Source organism: Aliivibrio sp. S2TY2, assembly GCF_028765525.1.
Classification (GTDB): domain Bacteria; phylum Pseudomonadota; class Gammaproteobacteria; order Enterobacterales; family Vibrionaceae; genus Aliivibrio; species Aliivibrio finisterrensis_A.
In genome coordinates this window covers 827,051-847,175 of the sequence record NZ_JARACS010000001.1, presented here as the reverse complement: position 1 = coordinate 847,175, position 20,125 = coordinate 827,051, and the positions used below count along the sequence as shown (strand labels likewise).

The following is a 20,125-nucleotide window of genomic DNA, read 5'->3' as shown; positions in this document are numbered from 1 at the left end:
ATTCGTTGTACCTAGGTCGATACCAATGATTTTACCCATAATAATTTTTCCTTTGAATTCGCATTAGTTATTTTAATGCAAATATTTTAAATTAGATGTTTTTTGTAAGCGTAAACCGAGTATGAAGATATAGGTTTACGCTATTCTCAATGAAATATATTGCTATTTGTTGATGGCAATCTTACGTGCTTGGACGGCTTCTGGTACTTCTCGAACAAGGTCAATATGAAGTAATCCATTTTCCATGCTTGCTGCAGATACGGTTACATAATCAGCAAGTTGAAATTTTCTTTCAAAGTTGCGCTCTGCAATGCCTTGATAAACGTAAGTTGGTTTTATTTCAGATGAAGTAATGTCACCTGACACAATCAGCATATGTTCGTCTTGAGAAATTGTTAACGAATCTTCAGAGAAACCAGCAACAGCCATGGTAATACGGTAGTTGTTCTCGTCTTTCTGTTCGATGTTATAGGGTGGGTAACCATTTTGAGATGGTTTGTTAGCGCTGTTTTCTACAAGATTAAACAGGCGATCAAAACCAATGGCGTGACGGTATAGGGGAGAGAAATCGATATTACGCATAATACTATCCTTTAAAATAAGCAATAGTTCTCGACGCACTAAGCGAGGAGAAAGAACACATATTCAGAGCCAATATAGACTCATTAATGACATATGGTTCAAGATTAAATATTAGAAACAACGCTACTATTCTTAAATAAGTAATCAGTAGAGCCGCTTCATTGTGATAACGTTTTGTTCCCTATAATAAGGCGAACCAGTTATCAATGAACTCCAAATGGCAATTCATGTAATCAATATATGCTTCCGAAACTTTGCTGTCAACACTTTGATTAGAAAATTTAATGATTATTTTTTGATTTGTATTTTTAATGCAGATATTCGCTTTCAATGATGATTGATCCTTTAAGTGTTATAATCGAGAAATACTTTATTCTTTTCCATTAGTTGGAATGATATGTTCGACCAAATCAAAGCATTCATAAATCCAAATAAAAACCCTGATTTAACTCAAGCTCACGAGTTTCAGCGCAAGCATTTACCTACCTTATGGCTACTCGGTAAAACAGGTGCGGGTAAATCTTCTTTCATTCAGACGTTAACAGGGCTTTCATCTGTGGAAGTGGGTAATGGTTTTGCTCCTTGCACCATGACCGCCGAGGCGTATGAGTTTCCGCAAGATAAGCCAATTATGCGCTTTTTAGATACCAGAGGGTTAGGTGAGGCAGATTACGATCCAAAGGGCGATCTTGAAGAAATAGGTCAATCAGGTCATGCGCTTGTCGTTGTCATGAAGGCCGATGAACCAGAACAATCTTCAGTCATAGCGGCACTAAAACAGATCAAGAAGAAAAAGAAAATTAAGCATTTGTTGTTGATTCATACCGCGGTACTTCTTAGTGAAAAGGCAAATCGTGATCGTCAAACGACCTTTAACGAACAGCAGGTTAAAGAGGTATGGGGTAAAAAAGTTGAGGCAATCTCGGTTGATTTCGAAACCAGCGACGGCACAGTATATAACTATGATGAGTTAATAGAAGAACTCACTAAGATATTACCTGTCATCGGCATGATGGTGGATGATAAAGATCACGCCACTGTTGAAGAAGCAAACTTTGATAAAGTTGAGAACGAAGTGCTTTGGTATTCAGGCAGTGCCGGCGCTAGTGATTTAATTCCAGGGGTAGGGTTAGTCTCTGTTCCTGCCATTCAAGCTAAAATGTTACACAGCTTAGCCAATCAATACGGCGTTGAATGGAATAAGAAAACTTTTAGTGAACTGATAGGTACGCTTGGCAGCAGTTTTGCTTTGCAATATGGAGTAAAGCTCGGTGCAAGGCAATTGGTTAAATTTATCCCCGTTTATGGTCAAACCGTGGGTGCGGTTGCCGCTGCTGCAATGAGTTTTGGAACCACTTACGGATTAGGCAGAGCCGCTTGTTTCTACTTTTATCATAAGAGTAAAGGCGAAGAAGTATCAACTCTGGACATGCAAGATCTCTATAAAGACTCTTTGAAAAAAGGTAAGGAAGTGTCAGGTTATGCACAAGATTAAACGCCTATATCGTCTATTATCGGATCTCTCTGGTGGACGCTGGGGGATAGTCATTATTTCCTCAGTGCTTCCTGTCATCATTATGATGTGTTTCGCTCTGTTTTTTGCAGTTAAATATGGCCACCTATTAGAGCTGTCAATTACCATTGCTATCAGCACGTTGGCGGTCAGTATTCCTTTATTTATTCTAAGCCGCACCGCAGATAAACCAGTTAAAGCCGTAACAGAAGAAACCAAAATTGAGATTAAAGAGGGTCTGGTTAAAGCCTCTGAAGAGTGGTCTCATAATGAAGTCGCCATATGGAAGCAATCACAGCACTATTCACGAGAGTTACTCAAAGACAATGTTGAGTGGGGAAACCTTGACGAAATAGGGTTGGACGTTCTTGAATTTGTGGCAACTAAGTTTGATAAAAAAGCGTTAGATTTCTCAATTCCTGAAGGCTTAAAACTGTTTGAAGAGATCAGCCAGCGATACAAAGTCGTGGTGCAAGAACATATTCCCGGTATTGAGTATTTAAAGCTCTCGTATATTAAAGCGGGATATGACGCTTATGATAAATATGGCGATGTGGGTCAAAAGATAGTAAAAGCCGCGATCTGGGCGAATCATGCAAAAAATCTTTATTATAATCCGCTAAAAGTCGTATCTGATCTCAGTCGAGAGCAAGCTATCTCATCAATGACCAGAGGGGTGGTGTCTGATATGCAGCAAACCGCAAAAGAAGCGTTACTAGATGAAGTCGCTGCGGTTGCCATTGATTTATACAGTGGTCGTTTTAGTTTGGAAGAGGGTGACTTACAAGCATCAAAGATTTCAAAGCAAGATGAAAAGAGAGTAGCGACAGAGTTAGAGCCGATCCGAATTGTGATGGTCGGTCAAACCAGCTCGGGTAAGTCATCGATTATAAATACATTAAAAGAAGAATTTGTCGCAGAGGTCGATGTACTGCCATCTACCGATAACGTGACGGTTTATAGTGCACTCGTCAATGAAGCCGAAGTGAATGTGGTTGATTTACAAGGACTAGACGGTAACGAAAAAACTGAAAAACAGATGTTAAAAGAGATGACCCAAGCGGATTTAGTGTTGTGGGTATTAAAAGCCAATCAATCGGCTCGTGATCTTGATAAGCAACTGAATGAAAAATTCGAGCGCTATTATGCCGATCCAAAAAATATCTCTCGTAAAAAACCAACCGTTATTTCAGTGGTAAACCAAGTCGATAGATTAAATCCGGCTTGGGAGTGGGAGCCACCTTACGATCTAGAACAGCCAACAGCAGCAAAAGCAAAAGTGATTAAACAAGCGATGGAATACAACAAAAAATTACTGTGTTCCGATCTTGTTTTACCGTTATCAATTTCAATAGATAAGACGCATTTTGGTGTTGAAGAGTTAAAACAGACGTTAGTCGATAAGATCACCGAGGCTTATAACGTACAGCGCAATCGTCAGCGAAAAGAGGCGATGGAGAGAGGTGCATCATTGAAAAAACAACTGGGACGCGCAGTTAACGTCGGTAAGAAGGTAGCGCCAAGTGCCCTAAAAGCCGCCGCACCAAAACTGGCTGAAATGGCAATAAAGAAAACAATAAAATAGTTTTTTGTGTTAACTCGCCACCTTTAATAATAGAGGTGGCAAGTTATTTATCTCGAGCTAGTAATCATTATTTACATAGACCGTTTTCCCATCTTTAATCGTTTCTAAAACAACGATGTCTTTTATCTTCATTGGGTCAATCTCAAGTAGGTTCTCATTTAAAATCACCAAGTCGGCACGTTTTCCAATCTCAATTGAGCCTTTACTTTTCTCTTCAAAGTTCTGATACGCGGCATTAATGGTTATTGCTTCTAACGCTTGATATGGCGTGATTTTATGGTGCTCACCTAAGGTTTGATTACTGCGTGTAACACGATTTACTGCACTCCACATATTAGTCATCATGTCTGGGAATAACACAGGGGCGTCCATGTGAATAGTAAACATCAACTCATTTGAATTTGCCCAACCCATAGGCGAGATATTAGATGCACGCCAAGGGCCTAACACGGAATCACGATGCCAATCCCCCCAGAAGAAGGTGTGAGCAGGGAAGAAAGAAGGGATCATCTCATTTTTCTTCATGCGTTTTATTTGGTCTAAACGTGTGGTTTGAGCGTGGATCACCACTGTTCGACGATCTTCTTTGCCATATTTGGCATCAGCCAGCTCAACCGCATTTAATAGGATATCTGCCGACGCATCGCCGTTACTGTGGCTTAGGATCTGAGCATTCATTTGATACGCGGTATCTACCCATTGATTCATCTCATCTTGAGTTAACACTGGGTAGCCGTGATAATCATAAGCGTGGCTGTGTGGGGGTACAAAATATGGCGTTGAGAGATAAGCGGTTTTACCTTGTGGAGAGCCGTCACCCACCATTTTCACGCCTGCTAACGTTAAACCATTAATGGATGATTTCATCGGCATGACTTTTACTGCTTCTTTTAAATCTACCCATTTTGCATAAGCAAGTAGGTCAATTTTTAATAAATCTTGCTCTGCCATGGTTTTCATCGCATTAAGTGCCGGAAGTGTTGCTAAGCCTTCTTGTGTGGTGGTAATGCCATAACCGGCGTATAAATCCTGAACCTTACCAAAACGGCGGATAGCATCTTCTTGAGTCATTTCAGGAAGGTTTCCTAAAATCGGATAAATTGCAGACTCTTCTAAAACGCCAGTGAGTTCACCATTATTATCACGACGCAATACGCCACCATCTGGGTTCGTGCTTTGCTTAGTGAATCCAATGAAATCAAGCCCTTTGCTGTTACAACTCGCAAGGTGTCCTGATATATGCACAGCACAGAAAGGGTACTCTTTACTAAAGGAATCAAAAAATTGTTTAGTAGGATGTTGCTTCTCTTTTAGCTCGGCATCGTCATAACCAAAAGCCACATGAAGGCTGTTGGTATCAAGATTTGGTTGATTAAAGTAGTCCGCCATTCTCTGTTTAATGTCATCAAACGAGTTCACCTCTCCCATTGGTGCAGGATAAAGGAACGGGCTTTCAATTAAAGGAAGATATTGAGCAAAATGCCCATGACTGTCGATAAATCCTGGCGCAAGAGTTTTGCCTTTTAAATCTTTGATTTGGGTATTGGTGCCTTTTTGCTTAAGGATCTCTTGGTTATTACCAACAGCGACAATGATGCCATCTTTTATCGCAACGGCTTCAGCGCGATCAGATTCACCGGTCACCGTAATTATGTCACCATTGGTAAAAATCAGATCAGGTGAAGCCAATACAAAAGGTGAAACAAGAAAGCCTGCAAGTAAACTCAATGGGAACGTCTTCATAATGTCCTCTCTGTTTTTGCCATAACTAAAATTAAGTAATATCTTTTCATGTAATACCAAAACAAAGAAGTCAGTTATGATAGGGTATACCTAACAAGCTGGGTGGAGATATAAAATCAAAGGAGTGATTGAATGCATACATTAGAACAAGTGAGCGCTTTTGTTGCCGTATATGAACAAGGCTCATACAGCAGCGCAGCAAGAAAGCTTAAAAAATCTCGAACTACAGTACGTGAACATGTGGTGGCCTATGAAGATCTGTTAGGTTATTCGCTGTTTGTGATTGAAGGCAGAAAAGCCATTCCAACAGAGAAAGCTGATCATTTGTATCACCGTGCTAAGTTAGTTGAAAAACAAAATCGCTCTCTGTTTGTGCAAAGCCAAGCCTTGTACGAATCTAACGTTCATACCGTTACGATCTATTATGATGTGATCACGCCTCTCAGTTTAATTACGCACATTGAAAAACGTGTGATGGATTACAACTCAGACATCGTTATAAATTGGAAGCATCGCACTCGGCAAGAAGCAATGGATAAATTGCAAGAAGGTGAATGCGATATCGCCATCATGCCATATCGTGGGCAGTTGTTTGCAGAGAAAGAAGTCACATGGAAGGCGATAAAACCGATCCAAGTTGGTTGTTATGCAGGCGTCAACTCACCTTTGGCATTAATTGATGATTTAAAGATCGAAAACTTAATGCTAGATACTCAATACGTCACAGAGAACTTCGTAACTTTAAAATTAAATTTTACCTCGGTTCAAGTTTCACCAAAAATGCACACCGTTAGTAATAACGATCTCCTATGTGAGTTAGTAAAACAGCATGGCTGGACAATTATGCCAAGGCATTACATGACGTCATACGTAGAGCGAGGAGAGGTGGTTGAATTGAAGCTAAAAGAGTTAGGAAGTAATGTGTCTTTTGGCCTCAATGCCTTTTATTGTTACGGCAAGGCAGAGGTAGAAGTGTTTGGACTTATTCTGGAGTGGATTGAAGAATGGGGTGAGGCGCTGGCGCGTTGTTGAGGGGATACATATCTGTTATTTTTCTCATTTATAGTAATTAAAGCTGGCTCTCAAGCAAAGCCACAGGTCAATTATCATCGATGGGCTTTACCATTGAAGCGATCGAACTGAAATAAAAAAGGATATTAACAATGATAACGATTCAAAAAATCGCAATGGGACTGGGCTCTGGCTTACTTGAGCTGTGATGTGGAAGCAAGGTTGGTAAGGGAAGTAAAGGGATGATTTTTATTATTTGCTCAGTCATGTCTATCGTCTATATGATGATAACCATTACTTATGTAGGATACATTAACTATTTTGAGTCGGCATCGAGCATTCTCTCATACGCATCATGGAGCTGTGCATTCATTTTGTTATTGTTTCTGATTTATAAGGGACGTCACAATCCAAACAATCTGAGCAAAATGAAGCGTTGCTCTGTGTTGTTTGTTTTTACGGTTGTGATAGCGGCGATATTTCGGATTGGCCCTATAGGGAGTATCGCACTGGTTTATCACATGGTCATGGGTGAAAAAGTAGCCTTAATAGCTAAAGTTACTCAAAGTCATGATCACTATTTGGTGAATAAAAGTTGTCGAGGACAATTGCAGGCTTTCGATCATACTAACCTAAGGGATGATAAATTATGCGGGATTGGTTTTGAAGATTGGAAAAGGATAGAGCCTAACACTCCGGTGCTTCTTATTGGCACTCAATCTTATTTTGGGGTTAACTTCGAGCGTTATGCGATTCCACCGTTAGACAGCAGAGAGGTTATATTAAATCAATTTACTGATCTGTCTAATTTTGTTTATATTAATGGTTCTGTTCAGGATATTAACATTCCAACGAAAAGACTTATCTACAAAAGTTTTGATTAGGTATGGCTAGGAACGTTATTGAGCGTTTTAAATTGAATGTGAGTCAAACCTAGAGCGAAGGGTGATGTTTGTTTATTCGCAATGAGAAAGCCAACTTGTTTGATATCGTCCGCTACAAGATCGGGAGCGTGACTAAGTAATTGCCCTCTAAAAACAGCTTGAAAATTGTGTAAGTGAAATGTCTTTTTCTGCTGTTTACATTTAGTGGTGGTAAAATCGTGTTTGTATTGAATGCGCTCACCATTCTTCCACGTGGTAAGTCTTAATTGATAGGTATGCCCATCGCCCGTGAACATAAATTCTATTGTGTTTACTTCTTTAGATAGAGGCTCAATATAGCGCTTTATAGAGCTAAAGCCTCCATTGTTTTCTAGTGATAATGCACCTAGAAATCGGCATGTTTTCCCATCGTAGTAAAGCTGGCCAATTGAAATGCCACCCATTACGTTGTCATTTACCACAGACCACCGTTGATACTCGTCGGGGTTTGTAAAATCAATAATTTCAAATTGTTGTTCACTCATCCTAACTTTCCTTAACACTATAATTTTCCGAGAGCACTGACAAACACTGGGTCGTGAAATCAGAATAGTTTGATGCGCGGTCAAATTCGATTTTGAGAGAGCCATGAAACATCAACGTGACGGTCACATCTTTATAGCCCAACCAACAGGTATATCCATCGTAATCGTGCCATGCACAGAGATCGCCCAATACATATTTGTCATTGAGAATATGTCCTGATGAGCGAACGCACTCAAATACTCTAAGAAACTCTTTAATGGTAAGTCTGTTTTCCATGAGAAACTCCTGACTTGTCTACGGGAGAGAGTAGTTTTTGTTACCTAGCTAACTACGATTGAGTGCCGTACCTAGATCACTCTGAATATAAATGAGTTGAAATAGTTGATTTTTTTGTGAACCACAAAGTGCTTTATTACGTAAATTTTAAGTAGTCAGATAATGAGGTTGAAGATGAAAAAAGCATTGTATTGGTTTAGTCATGATTTACGTTTGCAAGACAATTGCAGTTTGGCGTCATTATTAAAACTGGCGGATAAAATTGCCTTTGTCTATGTGGTCGATCCTAGATGGGTTAACTCTGATAATTACGGTCATAAGCAGGTAGGGTATCATCGTTGGCAACTGATATATCAATCGTTGCAACAGCTTAATTCACAGCTACGGGATCACGGGCATCAGTTGCATATTTTATATGGCCGTTCCGAGCAAGTGATAGTCTCTTTAGTGAAAGAGCAAAAAATTGATTTACTTGGTCATTCACAGCAAGTGGGTGTTTACGAGCAAAGCCATTGGCAAAAGGTTCAACAACAACTACCAGAGGTTCATTTTGTATCACATTGGGATTCAACCTTATTTTCACCAAACCAATTAACGTTATCTGAAAAAAATTTAGCGTCCTTTTCAAAATTTAGAAAATCAGTAGAAAAAGCGCCTATAGACCCTTATGAAATCACCGCTATTTCTCTTGAGTCGTTACCACAACCTCTGCAAATTATGGATGCAGCAACGGCTGAGGCGGGATGGGCAAAAGCCAACACTTTATCTGCCGACGTTTATGGCAAAACAGAACACCATGATGGGCCATTTATAGGCGGTGAATTATGCGCAATAGATCATGTCATCGCTTACTTTGAAACCGATAGACCAAGCAGTTACAAAACAACCAGAAATGCGTTAGATGGCTGGGATAATTCAACAAAAATGAGCCACTTTCTAGCCCTTGGTAACCTTTCAGCCAGACAAATCTGGCACCACTTAAAATACTATGAAGCACGTTACGGGGCGAACGAATCCACCTACTGGATTGGCTTTGAACTGCTCTGGCGTGAATACTTTCAATGGTTGGCCTTGCAGTTAGGTTCGCAATTATATCGCTTTCAAGGGGGTGCTGAACATGAGCCAGTAACACAGTATTGTGATGATCGTTTCATTCAATGGTGTGAGGGCAATACATCACACCCACTTGTGAATGCGTGCATGAAAGAGTTAAACAATACTGGATATATGTCTAACCGAGGGCGACAAATCGTAGCCAGTTGCCTAGTTAATGAATTAGGAATTGATTGGCGTTTTGGTGCAGCTTATTTTCAACAACAATTGATCGATCACGATGTCGCCTCTAATTGGGGAAATTGGCAATATATCGCAGGAGTAGGCGCAGATCCTCGTGGTGGACGTCACTTTAATATTGAAAAACAGACTCAGCAATATGATCCAGATGGTCACTACACTAACAAGTGGCAAGCCGAAGAATAAGGATTACTTATAAGGTCGAGCCCTGAGCTCAAAGACTAATGGGTTAGGGCGTTATCAAGACAGATTAGATCAGGCATAAAACGATGAAAAAATCACAGTTACCAGAGAAGATATGCGTTGTTTGTGAAAGGCCATTCAGTTGGAGAAAGAAATGGGAGCGAGATTGGCCTATGGTTAAATATTGCTCTAGGCGTTGTCGGTCTTTACGGCATCAAAGTGAATAATAAATCTACAAACAAAGGTTTAAAATAAAGGATGATTATGAACGATACAGCTGACCGATTACGACTTATTTTAGGCGACCAATTAAATGCCAGTCATTCATGGTTTCAACACCGCGATCCACAAACGATTTACGTGATAGCAGAAATGCATCAAGAAACCGCCTATGTAAAACACCATGTGCAAAAAGTGTGTGCTTTTTTTGCTGCGATGACCCAGTTTGCAACCGCATTAGAAAGTGCAGGGCATCGAGTGATGCACTTAACCTTGGACGATACAGAGCCATTTGAAAAAATAGACGATCTATTAAATCACCTTATTGCTAAACACCAAATTACCCATTTTGAGTATCAACTCCCTGACGAATACCGTTTACGCAGCACGCTAGAGCGCTATTGCTTGTCATTATCAATATCTTCTCAAGTTTATGAAAGTGAACACTTCTTTCTATCTGAAGCGCACATTGAAAAAGAGTTTAAGCCGAACCATCATCATCGCATGGAACCTTTTTATCGTAAGATGAGAAAGCGCTTTAATATACTGATGGAAGAGGGAGAACCTGTTGCAGGCAAATGGAACTTTGATAGTGCAAATCAAAACAAATTAAAGGCAAGTGAGTTTGATTGTGTGCCCACGCCATTATTATTCGCTAACGATGTCACTGATATTCTTAAGCGTCTGGAACGTCATAATGTGACGATGATTGGACAAGCGAATAACCAACTATTGTGGCCTGTAAATCGGCAGCAGGCGAGTGAGTTATTAGTGTTTTTCTGTCGTTATTGCTTACCCTTGTTTGGGAAGTTTCAAGATGCAATGACATGTAAACTTGATGATATGCTCACGCAGAAACAATGGAGTTTGTTTCATAGCCGTTTATCCTTTGCTCTCAATGCAAAAATACTCAGTCCTATGCAAGTGATTGATGCTGCTATTGCGGAGTTTAATCAACGCCCAGATGCCATAGATATTGCTCAGATAGAAGGTTTTGTTCGTCAAATCCTAGGGTGGAGAGAGTTTGTGCGTGGGATCTACTGGCGCAATATGCCTGATTATCAAAACTTAAATAAACTTGAAGCGTCATTATCATTACCAAGTTGGTTTTGGACAGGGAAAACAAAAATGAATTGTATGCATCATGCGATACAGCAGTCTCTTGATTTCGCCTACGCACACCATATTCAACGTTTGATGATCACGGGTAATTTTTGTCTATTAACCGGTATTAAACCTGACGAAGTAGATGAGTGGTATTTAGGGATTTATATTGACGCAATCGAGTGGGTTGAAATGCCAAATACTCGTGGCATGAGTCAGTTTGCAGACGGTGGAATTGTTGCTTCTAAGGCTTATGCAGCCAGTGGTAACTACGTGAATAAAATGAGTGATTATTGCTCTGATTGTCACTATAACGTGAAGCAAATAATTGAACCAAAGGCATGCCCACTAAATGCACTGTATTGGCACTTTATGCATACACATATTGAGCAGTTTAATAACAATCCACGCACCAGAATGGTCTATGCAAATTGGAAGAAAAAATCAGAAGAACAGCAGCAAGTTATCTTAGAGAGAGCAGAACTGTTGCTATTGAATATTGAGGAGTTATAGGTTTTTTTGATTAAAACTTTGAGTAATGTAATTTGTTTTTGCTGATTTCTTACTCATCTATATCTTATTAATCTTACTTTAAATTAAATTCATAATATTGAACTTTTATTCAAACAGCTACCATTGAGTATCAAAGTGTTATTTACATCATGATTTTTAATGAAAAAATCGAGTATGATCGCCCCAAAAATAGTCATAATTTAGACACTGATTGTTTCTATATAATTTAATACTTAAAATGGGAATTTAAAATTGATCAAGACTGATTGGGATATATTTAAAGCAAAATTTTCGACGAATCCACAAGACGCTTTTGAATGGATGTGTTATCTCCTTTTTTGCAATGAATTCCGAGTGAAAACTGGTATTTTTCGATATAAAAACCAATCGGCAATAGAAACCAATCCAATTTCCCAAGATGGAATTAATATTGGTTGGCAAGCTAAATTTTATGAAGCTGCACTATCTAGCCACAAAAATGACATCCTAGAAACGATTACAAAAGCGAAACGTGATTACCCTGATTTAAACAAAATAATTTTTTACACAAATTCAGAATGGGGTCAAAATAAAGGAAAGGAACCAAAAGGCAAAATAGAAGCAGAAAAAAAGGCAAAAGAAAACAACCTGGAAATTGAATGGAGATGCTGTAGCTTTTTCGAGTCTCCGTTTGTTGTGGATGATTGTCGCCGGATTACTTCGTATTTCTTCACTCAATCTGATAATTTATTTGGACTTTTGGACTCGTTTGAGTCTCATACGGATGCAATTCTAGACGATATTGAAACTACTATAACCTTTGGTGACGAAAACGTTTCAATTAATCGATTTAATATAATATCTGAAATTAAAAGCTCAGATGCTAGCGCGCTAATTATAAGTGGCGAAGGTGGCACAGGAAAAACAGCCTTGATAAAAGAGCTATACGAAGATAAAGGGGGGGATGATGCCTTTTATGTCCATAAAGCGACAGAGTTTTCTGTTAGCAGTTTGAATGAATTTTTGTCAGGTGTGTTTTTAAAGGATTTTATTGAGGCACATGAAGGGGTGGGCAATAAAACAGTTGTTATTGATTCTGCGGAGCATTTACTTGATCTAGAAAATACTGGTCCTATTAAAGAGTATCTATCCAACTTAATCAAAAATGGATGGAAGGTGTGGTTTACTACGAGAAATTCCTACCTAGATGATTTGATATTTCAGCTATATGAAGTGTACAAAATTAGCTTTAAGTCGATACACATAGAAAAGCTAAACGAAAATACATTGTTCGAGCTTGCTAAAAAGCATGGTTTTATTATTCCTAATGATAAAAAATTTAAATCGCTCATATTAACTCCATTTTATCTGAGAGAATACTTGAAGTATTATCAGGAAAATAAGGGCGCGAGCTACTTTGAATTCAAGGAGTCTCTGTGGCCGAGAGTCATTACAAAAAGAACCCCTCGAAGAGAGCAATTTTTTATTCGCCTTGCTGAAGAAAGAGCCAATACAGGAAAATTTTTTGTCATTCCTGACATTAGTTACTCCAATGAAAAAGTAGAAGAAGCTTTAGTTTCTGAAGGAATTATTAGTTATGAGCCTAATAGAGGATATTTTATTACTCATGATATTTATGAAGAGTGGGCTCTGGAAAAATTCGTTGAAGGTAGATTTTTATCCTCAGAAAATGCAGAAATATTTTTTGAAAAGATACAACAAACTTTGCCCATCAGAAGAGTTTTCAGACGGTGGCTATCAGAAAAACTTAGCGCCGAAAATGAAGAAGTTAGTCACCTTATTGCAGAAACCTTATCATCTCGTAATATACCGAATTTGTGGAAAGATGAAGCGTTAGTTTCTATGCTTCTGTCCGAATACTCTAATTACTTTTTTAACATTAGTAGAAAGTTACTATTAGAAGACAACTTCAGCCTTCTCAAGCGCATATGTTTATTGATAAGAATAGGGTGTAAGGAGATAGATAGTAGTCTTTTTGATAGGCTTGGAGTGCGAACTCCAGATATTTTATCAATGGATTATGCGGTAACCAGGTCAAAAGGAACCGGATGGAAGTCACTAATTAAGTTCATTAATGAAAATATCGAACATATCGGCGTAGATAATCTCAATTTTGCACTGCCCGTCCTGTACGACTGGAACAGTCACAATAAGTCTGGCGATGCAACTAAATATGCTAGCCTAATTGCTCTATCGTTTTACAAGTTGGTAATCGAAAAAGATACCTATAGTAGGGATGATGGTTTTTCCAAAAACTTGGTCCTAACTATTCTGTATGGAGCACGTGAAATTAAAAATGAACTGGAAGCTATAATTGATGAAGTAACTTTAAACAATTGGAATCGACATAACGACCCATACCACCTTTTGAGTAAATTCATTTTAACCAAAATGGAATGCTTCAATGTTACGATGGAGATTCCGGAAAAAGTAATAGCTCTAGCCAAGTGCTCCTGGATGTATGAAGCATCAGTAAGCGACGATTATTATAGTTCAAGACTAGAGAACGACCATGTATTTGGTGTTGAGACTAGGCACCAAGACTATTATCCAGCAAGTGCTTATCAGACCCCTATATACGCCTTGCTGATGACCGATTTAAAATTAGCACTAAACTTCATTATCGACCTAATAAATTATGCATCAAAAAAATATGCTGAATCTAGTCTTGATAAAGGCCAAGTTGAAACTGCAACATTGTTTCTAGATGATGGTAAAAATATTAGTCTACCTATTTCAACTCGTCTTTGGTGCATGTACCGAGGGACACAGGTAAGTCCTCACTTACTTGAATCAATATTAATGTCATTAGAACGTTTCTTTCTTGAAAGAGGAAAAAGTACTAAATCTGAAACACTTGAATATTATCTAAATTATATCCTAGCAAGAGCTGAATCTTCAGCGCTTGTGGGTGTTGTTGCAAGCATAGTATGTGCATTTTATGAGAAAACATTTAATGTTGCCAAAATTCTATTCAGGACGAAAGAGTTTTTCTTCTATGACTCTTCTCGAATGATACTGGATCAAACACATAAGACTCAACTTACTTCGCTAAAAAACTTTAGTTTCAACCGAATGAATGAACTTCATGAGAATGAAAGGATAAGTGCCTGCGACCAAAAACATAGGCAATATTCATTAGAAAGCATAGCACTTCAATATCAGTTCTTTAGAACTGAGGAAGTAAGTGAAGAGGAATCAGAAAAAAGGCTTCAGGAAATTTGGAAAATCCTGGATCATCATTACAAAAATTTACCAGCTAAGGAACATGAAAGTCATCAATATAAAACATGGCGTTTATATTTAGCTCGCATGGACAAAAGGAAAATGTCACCTGCAGCGAAAGAAGTAGAAAACGGTATAGCAATAGAATTCAATCCGGAAATTGAACCAGATCTTAAAGAATATAGTGAAACGTCTCAGCGCGAAGCAAACAAGCCTTTTACACATTTAGCTTTAAATACTTGGGCTGATAGCAGGCTCTATAATAGAGATAACTACAATAAATATGAGTCTTATGAAAATGATCCATTGATTGCTTTGGGTGAGGCAAAAGAAATATGGAATCAACTTTCAGAAGGCAGCATGACGGTGGAATTGCAGTTTGAGCGAGCCACACCATCGTATGTATGCGCTGTGCTGTTGCGGGACTTCAAAGGAAAATTAGGAAAAGCCGAGCTAGAATTTTGCAAGGAAGTCATATTTGAATATGCAAACATCGTTAACAATGATGATTACATACATCAGATTGGTGACGGCCTTGTTCCTGCGTTATTTGTTCTTCCAAGATTGATAGAAGACTTTCCAGACGAAAGACTTACTATCAAGCTTATCTTAATTAGAGCCTTAATGAGACATGACTCTATATCGATGATGGGAATGGATAGGATAAATTCAGTAGCTATTCAAGCTGTTCAGCACTTATGGAAAGATGAACCTGATTTCATGAAGTCGCTGTACATTGGGTATTTGGTAGTTGCTCAAAAATATAGAGATGTTCAGGATCGTTTAAGACAAGAGGCGTATAAACAGAAAAAGTATGACATTGATAAAAATGACTTTGAACAGGAGTTGTTTAAAGAACTAGAGAATGTAGTAAAGAGTATCGAAGATGAAACCATCAAGGAATCCGCAATAAACAATATTGAAAGCATAGATAACGACATATTGATAACTGCTTTTCAGCTTGCGCCATTAGATAACGCACTCAATAAACCTGTGCCATTTATTGAGGAAATTATCAGGATAATTTCACAACAATTACTCTCACGTGATAGAGAAGACCGTCTTGATTATGCTTTCAGACATGAGTTTTTAAAGCACTATGCTCGATTTGTTCTTCATCTAGGTAATGGCGAAAAGGATAGATACCTGAAATATTTTACCGATGACTTCACCTTGAGCGAAGGTATGGCTGATTTATTAAATGAATTTGTTAGCGCTGAAGACTCGCTGAATATACCGGACTCATTTTGGTTTGTATGGAACCGATTTAAAGGTTGCATTGTTGATTCAATTAGTAGTCAAGGTTGGCGGCATGATAAAGAGCGCATAATCGAATCATTTTTATTTGCAAGAGTCCCTTGGAAGGACGAAGCAATGGCATGGCATACATTTTCGCCAGAGAATAAATTTTTTTTTAATGACCTAAGCGGGAAGATAGGTGGTGAATATTCTTTTATCTATAGTATCAGCAAACTCCTTTGTGGCATTGGGAGTGAATTTTTAGATGACGGTATTTATTGGATCAGTAACGCAATAAAAACCTTTGACATCGACTTGTCGCACGACAAATCAGGAAATACACTATTTTGCTTGGAAAGATATATGAGAAGATATCTATTCAAAAATCATGATAGAGTGAGACAAACACCAAACTTAAAGGCGCAGTCAATGGTGGTGCTGGATTTCTTAGTCGAGCAATATTCCATTACAGGTTACCTTCTCAGAGAAGATATAGCCTAGCTAAAAAAACATTGTAGCCGAGGTAGCCGAGATATGAATTCTGGTGGACTAAGCTAAGTTCACCATAAGACTGCACCCATGCAGTATAACAAATGCTTAAGGTTTCAATATACTTTTGTAGTCAGTCAGAAATAGATTAGATCTATATATCTAAATCATTTCTGTCCAAAAACAAGTTACCCAACTAGAAAAATGGATTCAGTCAATATATGCATCCATTTTTTATCATTCAAAGCTATATATCTTTATTGAAGTGGATTTTATTTAATGTTATCAATGTATTACTGAATATGCTGTCAGAGATACTTTTGGGGGAATCGCTTGGTAATTCTGCTTCTAATTCCTTAATGGCATTAGGCATATTTATCGCAAATTCTTTCATTATCTCTTCCATTCTCGCAGTATCAAATCCAACCGCTTTAGCCGTATCAATAAAATGACGTGTGTATATTTTATCAATAGGGTATTTCTTTCCTTTTGAGGCGTTAATCCCTATGTCTCTATCATATTTGCGATATCCCCGAGCGGGGATAAAGTAGGTCTTATCCCTTGTCGGGGATAAAGTTATACTCAAAAATCAAATACAAAATGAATTCAGCTTAAGCTTATATATTTATTGAATAAATTAAGTGAAAAATACGATGGTAGCGACATATTTTAATTATTTCTTTTTAGAAGAAAGTAATGAATAGAGTATAACTGGAGTAAGAATATATAAAGGTAGTTGTCATGCGTGTTCCGTTTGGTTTAAAAAATAATAAAATCTATCACGTTCAGGATGTTCCTAACGGTTTAAATTGTGGCTGTGTCTGCCCAAATTGTCATCACCCTCTGATTGCTAAAAATCAAGGACAATATAAATGTGCGCATTTTTCGCATCATTCAGGAACAGAATGTTCGGACTATCAAGTTATGAGTTATCTTCATCGGTATGCTCAACAACTTATTGAATCAACAAAATATATTGTTCTACCAGAGTTCTCTTTCACTCCAGAGGTAATTCTTTTAGATAACTCTATGTTAAAAGGAAAAACAATATTTAAGCCAACAAGAAAAGTGAATTTAGATTTAGTTCAAAATGAATACGTATGGCAACGATATAGGATTGACTCTTTTGCAACATTGAAAAGTAGAGAATTGTTTATTGAAATAACCGTTACTCATGAAAATGATGAAGAAAAAGTTGAGGCTATACAAGCAGCTGATAAACCAGCAATAGAGATTATTCTTTCTGATTTACATAACAATATACAGTTATTTTCTGATGAAGAGATTAAAAAATCTGTCTTCAATCCTAATAATGTAAAGTGGATTCATCACCCTAGGGCAATGAATGAAGTTAACGCAGAATTAAATAAACTGAAAGAAGAGCAAATTAAAAAAAATAAATTAATTAAAGCTCAGCTAGATGCTGATGAACGCAAAAAATTGATTGAAACTAAACGAAAAGAATTACGGCTAGAAAACAGAGATAAAGCGAAACTGCGTTATAGAGAAGAGTTAAAAGAGGAGCTAGATTGGTTATCGAATGTTAATGCTAGCTGGATTAAGGCTTATGAATTACAAAAACGAGAGTTGAAACCATATTTCTTAAATTGGGTTAATTTGGACGAATGTCGTGAATTAATTGGATTTCCAGTTAAAGGAGATTGGATATTTGAATCTTGTTGTGAGCACTGGCAGGCTCTTTTAATTACTCGCTTGTTTCAATTTGATGTAAATGAAGGAATTAATGCTAATACATTAAAGAAATTTATTGAAAAGCATGCTCAATTAAATCCAAATATGCGACGTTTGAATATAGCCCAGTATAAAGCAAAAGAAAAATCCGTTAAGAATGGCTCAACCAAAAATTGGAAAGGAGCATGGTATTTAGATTGGGAAGAAAATAAAAAAATAGAGTCACCATATTCTCCTATTATTAAATACTTAGAGTTTTTAGAGATGAGCGATTTACTAGGTAGGGCCAATGATAAAAATGTTTTTTTCTTAAAGGATAACTCTCTTAAACAATACTTCTTGCGAATGAAAATTAAACAACAAGCATATGAAGAATTGAAGGAGCAAGAGAGAAAACGTGAACAAGATAGAATGGATTTAATTATCAGAAGGAATCAAATAACAAAAGACCAACAGAAGCAAAGGGCTGCAGAGATGATTAAAGCTGATGAATTTGTTTTTTATCATCATGAAGGAAAGGGTATTCGATGCCAAAATTGTTTTTTTATTACTCCTGAATTTGAGAACCATAAAAACGCTGAGTGCCCTACATGTGGTAAGTGTGCAGGATTTGTTGGAGAGATTATTACTCAAAACTTTATAGATAAAGCTGTTCATATATACCGATGTGATAATTCTCCTCGTAAGAGTTTATTAAACTTCCCAAAGAAATCTCGTTGAATGTTTGATAAACAAATCACTCCCCATCAACTTTTTTGCAAGCATCATAAAACATAGATAAACTGAGTTAACTATTCCTAATTTTCATAAGATAATGCGATGTTACTTGAAGGTATTGAAACGCTTTTAGTTTTAAGTAAAGAGAAGACAATGAGTCGTACAGGCAGCGTACTGTACCTTAGTCAATCTGCAGTGAGTAAGCGTATTACAAAACTAGAAAAGCGTTTAGGGAAAAAATTAATAGAGCCTAATGGCCGTTATGTCACGCTAACGGCTGATGCTAAATCGCTAATTGACAATATCGCTCCAACGTTTAGCGAACTTTGTGGGCGCATATATGAACAACAAGCTTTAGCGAATGATTCTTTACTTAGAATTGATTGCTCTGAAACGCTTGTGGCAGGGTATTTCAGCCAAGCGCTATCAACATGTTTTCATGATGACCCAAATTTGACCGTCACAACGAATCACACGCCACGAATTGTTGAAAATGTAAAATCAGGAAAAGCGACACTAGGCCTTTGTGCTGGGTATTTACCATCTGGACATGGGTTACTAAGCTTCCATCTTTTCGATGAACCATTTTATGTTGTTAGCAATAAACATTTGGATAAGCTACCTAATGAATTGATAACAACGGATCTGACAAACAGTGCGAATACTCATCAGTCGGTTATTTTAGAAGCCTTAACAGTGAACCCTATAATGGAGCTAGATTCATATACCGCAGCAGCCCATTTAGCATTACAAGGGACGGCTCCGGCACTGATCCCTTTTTCGGTAATAAAAGCATTAAATATAGAAGAGCGTTATTTATATCAATATAGCGAACTCAAACCGCTTTTTAGACCCATCTATATATGCACTAGACAAAATAATTATCGATTAGAGCGAGTTCAAAAAGTCATTACCGCACTTTCTGAGCACGTCAATATTAAGTTATGAGGCGTTATTCACATATAGCGATGCAATCGACTTCAATCTTTAATCCAAAGTGCAGTTCTCTGGTTGGTACTATGGTTCGCACCGGTTTATGATCCATAAAGTATTCTTTGCAAATATCATTAACCGTGTCCCACATATCAATGTCTGAAATGTAGATAACCAGTTTTAATACTTGTTGAAGATCGGTTCCTGCTTCTTCAAGAATTGTGTTCAAATTATCTAATACACGACGGGTCTGTTGGCTTATATCACCGTTTATTTTTTTCCCTGTGTTTGGGTTAATTGGTAATTGGCCTGATACGTAAATTAATCCATTATGTACTATCGCTTGAGAGTAATGTCCTGCTGCTTTTAATGAATTTTTAGTTTGAATATATTTCATTA

General features: G+C 37.7%; 16 protein-coding genes. 10 read left to right on the top strand and 6 right to left on the bottom strand.

The features are described from left to right. Positions 1-162: 162 nt before the first annotated feature. Positions 163-582, bottom strand: coding sequence for an Hsp20 family protein (locus PVK63_RS03865; RefSeq protein WP_130049326.1), 420 nt, complete (start codon positions 580-582; stop codon positions 163-165). A 397-nt stretch (positions 583-979) separates the two neighbouring features. On the opposite strand from PVK63_RS03865, the gene PVK63_RS03860 reads away from it, so the two are divergent. Next, on the top strand, positions 980-2,077 hold the full coding sequence (locus tag PVK63_RS03860) for a YcjF family protein (protein ID WP_130087313.1): 1,098 nt from the start codon (positions 980-982) through the stop codon (positions 2,075-2,077). Continuing rightward, positions 2,064-3,680, top strand: a complete 1,617-nt coding sequence (locus PVK63_RS03855; RefSeq protein WP_130087311.1) for a GTPase family protein — start codon at positions 2,064-2,066, stop codon at positions 3,678-3,680. Before PVK63_RS03860 ends, PVK63_RS03855 begins: the two co-directional genes overlap by 14 nt. Before the next feature lie 57 nt (positions 3,681-3,737). Here PVK63_RS03855 and PVK63_RS03850 read toward each other — a convergent pair whose 3' ends face one another. Then, positions 3,738-5,423 carry an amidohydrolase gene (locus tag PVK63_RS03850; RefSeq protein WP_130087309.1) on the bottom strand — a complete coding sequence of 562 codons (1,686 nt, stop codon included), beginning with the start codon at positions 5,421-5,423 and terminating at the stop codon, positions 3,738-3,740. A gap of 132 nt (positions 5,424-5,555) precedes the next feature. On the opposite strand from PVK63_RS03850, the gene PVK63_RS03845 reads away from it, so the two are divergent. Beyond that, positions 5,556-6,455, top strand: coding sequence for a LysR family transcriptional regulator (locus tag PVK63_RS03845; RefSeq protein ID WP_130087308.1), 900 nt, complete (start codon positions 5,556-5,558; stop codon positions 6,453-6,455). A 221-nt stretch (positions 6,456-6,676) separates the two neighbouring features. Further along, positions 6,677-7,318 carry a hypothetical protein gene (locus tag PVK63_RS03840; RefSeq protein WP_130087306.1) on the top strand — a complete coding sequence of 214 codons (642 nt, stop codon included), beginning with the start codon at positions 6,677-6,679 and terminating at the stop codon, positions 7,316-7,318. Here the strand turns inward: PVK63_RS03840 and PVK63_RS03835 are convergent. Together PVK63_RS03835 and PVK63_RS03830 are read right to left on the bottom strand one after the other, a co-directional pair. Beyond that, positions 7,315-7,842 (bottom strand): CIA30 family protein, encoded by a 528-nt coding sequence (locus PVK63_RS03835; protein ID WP_130087304.1) that lies wholly within the window; start codon positions 7,840-7,842, stop codon positions 7,315-7,317. The genes PVK63_RS03840 and PVK63_RS03835 overlap by 4 nt on opposite strands. Before the next feature lies 1 nt (position 7,843). Continuing rightward, positions 7,844-8,119 (bottom strand): DUF3081 domain-containing protein, encoded by a 276-nt coding sequence (locus PVK63_RS03830; RefSeq protein WP_130087302.1) that lies wholly within the window; start codon positions 8,117-8,119, stop codon positions 7,844-7,846. A gap of 174 nt (positions 8,120-8,293) precedes the next feature. On the opposite strand from PVK63_RS03830, the gene PVK63_RS03825 reads away from it, so the two are divergent. The 4 genes from PVK63_RS03825 to avs4 all read left to right on the top strand — a co-directional run bounded on the left by PVK63_RS03825 (position 8,294) and on the right by avs4 (position 16,396). After that, the gene (locus tag PVK63_RS03825; RefSeq protein WP_165371198.1) at positions 8,294-9,598 is read left to right on the top strand and encodes a DASH family cryptochrome; all 1,305 of its coding nucleotides are present in this window, start codon (positions 8,294-8,296) and stop codon (positions 9,596-9,598) included. Between the two features lie 83 nt (positions 9,599-9,681). Next, entirely contained in the window at positions 9,682-9,822 is a 141-nt protein-coding gene (locus PVK63_RS03820) for a DUF2256 domain-containing protein (RefSeq protein ID WP_130087298.1), read from the top strand. A 37-nt stretch (positions 9,823-9,859) separates the two neighbouring features. Next, positions 9,860-11,431 (top strand): cryptochrome/photolyase family protein, encoded by a 1,572-nt coding sequence (locus PVK63_RS03815; RefSeq protein ID WP_130087296.1) that lies wholly within the window; start codon positions 9,860-9,862, stop codon positions 11,429-11,431. 252 nt (positions 11,432-11,683) lie between these two features. Further along, positions 11,684-16,396: an AVAST type 4 anti-phage nuclease Avs4 gene (gene avs4, locus PVK63_RS03810; protein ID WP_130087294.1), complete on the top strand. Its 4,713-nt coding sequence runs from the start codon at positions 11,684-11,686 to the stop codon at positions 16,394-16,396. Positions 16,397-16,631: 235 nt separating this feature from the next. Here the strand turns inward: avs4 and PVK63_RS03805 are convergent, their stop codons facing one another. Next, on the bottom strand, positions 16,632-16,970 hold the full coding sequence (locus PVK63_RS03805) for a hypothetical protein (protein ID WP_242511072.1): 339 nt from the start codon (positions 16,968-16,970) through the stop codon (positions 16,632-16,634). Between the two features lie 155 nt (positions 16,971-17,125). On the opposite strand from PVK63_RS03805, the gene PVK63_RS03800 reads away from it, so the two are divergent. Beyond that, positions 17,126-18,796 carry a hypothetical protein gene (locus tag PVK63_RS03800; protein WP_274439851.1) on the top strand — a complete coding sequence of 557 codons (1,671 nt, stop codon included), beginning with the start codon at positions 17,126-17,128 and terminating at the stop codon, positions 18,794-18,796. A 99-nt stretch (positions 18,797-18,895) separates the two neighbouring features. Further along, on the top strand, positions 18,896-19,741 hold the full coding sequence (locus tag PVK63_RS03795; protein ID WP_130087288.1) for a LysR family transcriptional regulator: 846 nt from the start codon (positions 18,896-18,898) through the stop codon (positions 19,739-19,741). A 4-nt stretch (positions 19,742-19,745) separates the two neighbouring features. Here the strand turns inward: PVK63_RS03795 and PVK63_RS03790 are convergent, their stop codons facing one another. Then, positions 19,746-20,123, bottom strand: a complete 378-nt coding sequence (locus PVK63_RS03790; protein ID WP_130087286.1) for a RidA family protein — start codon at positions 20,121-20,123, stop codon at positions 19,746-19,748. Between the last annotated feature and the right edge of the window lie 2 nt (positions 20,124-20,125).

Bases quoted from the DNA above. Each gene is read 5' to 3' on its own strand.
- PVK63_RS03825 (WP_165371198.1), top strand. From the start codon at position 8,294: ATGAAAAAAGCATTGTATTGGTTTAGTCATGATTTACGTTTGCAAGAC.
- PVK63_RS03850 (WP_130087309.1), bottom strand. From the start codon at position 5,423: ATGAAGACGTTCCCATTGAGTTTACTTGCAGGCTTTCTTGTTTCACCT.
- PVK63_RS03795 (WP_130087288.1), top strand. From the start codon at position 18,896: ATGTTACTTGAAGGTATTGAAACGCTTTTAGTTTTAAGTAAAGAGAAG.
- PVK63_RS03840 (WP_130087306.1), top strand. From the start codon at position 6,677: ATGATTTTTATTATTTGCTCAGTCATGTCTATCGTCTATATGATGATA.
- PVK63_RS03835 (WP_130087304.1), bottom strand. From the start codon at position 7,842: ATGAGTGAACAACAATTTGAAATTATTGATTTTACAAACCCCGACGAG.
- PVK63_RS03800 (WP_274439851.1), top strand. From the start codon at position 17,126: ATGCGTGTTCCGTTTGGTTTAAAAAATAATAAAATCTATCACGTTCAG.
- PVK63_RS03820 (WP_130087298.1), top strand. From the start codon at position 9,682: ATGAAAAAATCACAGTTACCAGAGAAGATATGCGTTGTTTGTGAAAGG.
- PVK63_RS03865 (WP_130049326.1), bottom strand. From the start codon at position 582: ATGCGTAATATCGATTTCTCTCCCCTATACCGTCACGCCATTGGTTTT.
- PVK63_RS03790 (WP_130087286.1), bottom strand. From the start codon at position 20,123: ATGAAATATATTCAAACTAAAAATTCATTAAAAGCAGCAGGACATTAC.
- PVK63_RS03830 (WP_130087302.1), bottom strand. From the start codon at position 8,119: ATGGAAAACAGACTTACCATTAAAGAGTTTCTTAGAGTATTTGAGTGC.
- PVK63_RS03815 (WP_130087296.1), top strand. From the start codon at position 9,860: ATGAACGATACAGCTGACCGATTACGACTTATTTTAGGCGACCAATTA.
- PVK63_RS03860 (WP_130087313.1), top strand. From the start codon at position 980: ATGTTCGACCAAATCAAAGCATTCATAAATCCAAATAAAAACCCTGAT.
- PVK63_RS03845 (WP_130087308.1), top strand. From the start codon at position 5,556: ATGCATACATTAGAACAAGTGAGCGCTTTTGTTGCCGTATATGAACAA.
- PVK63_RS03855 (WP_130087311.1), top strand. From the start codon at position 2,064: ATGCACAAGATTAAACGCCTATATCGTCTATTATCGGATCTCTCTGGT.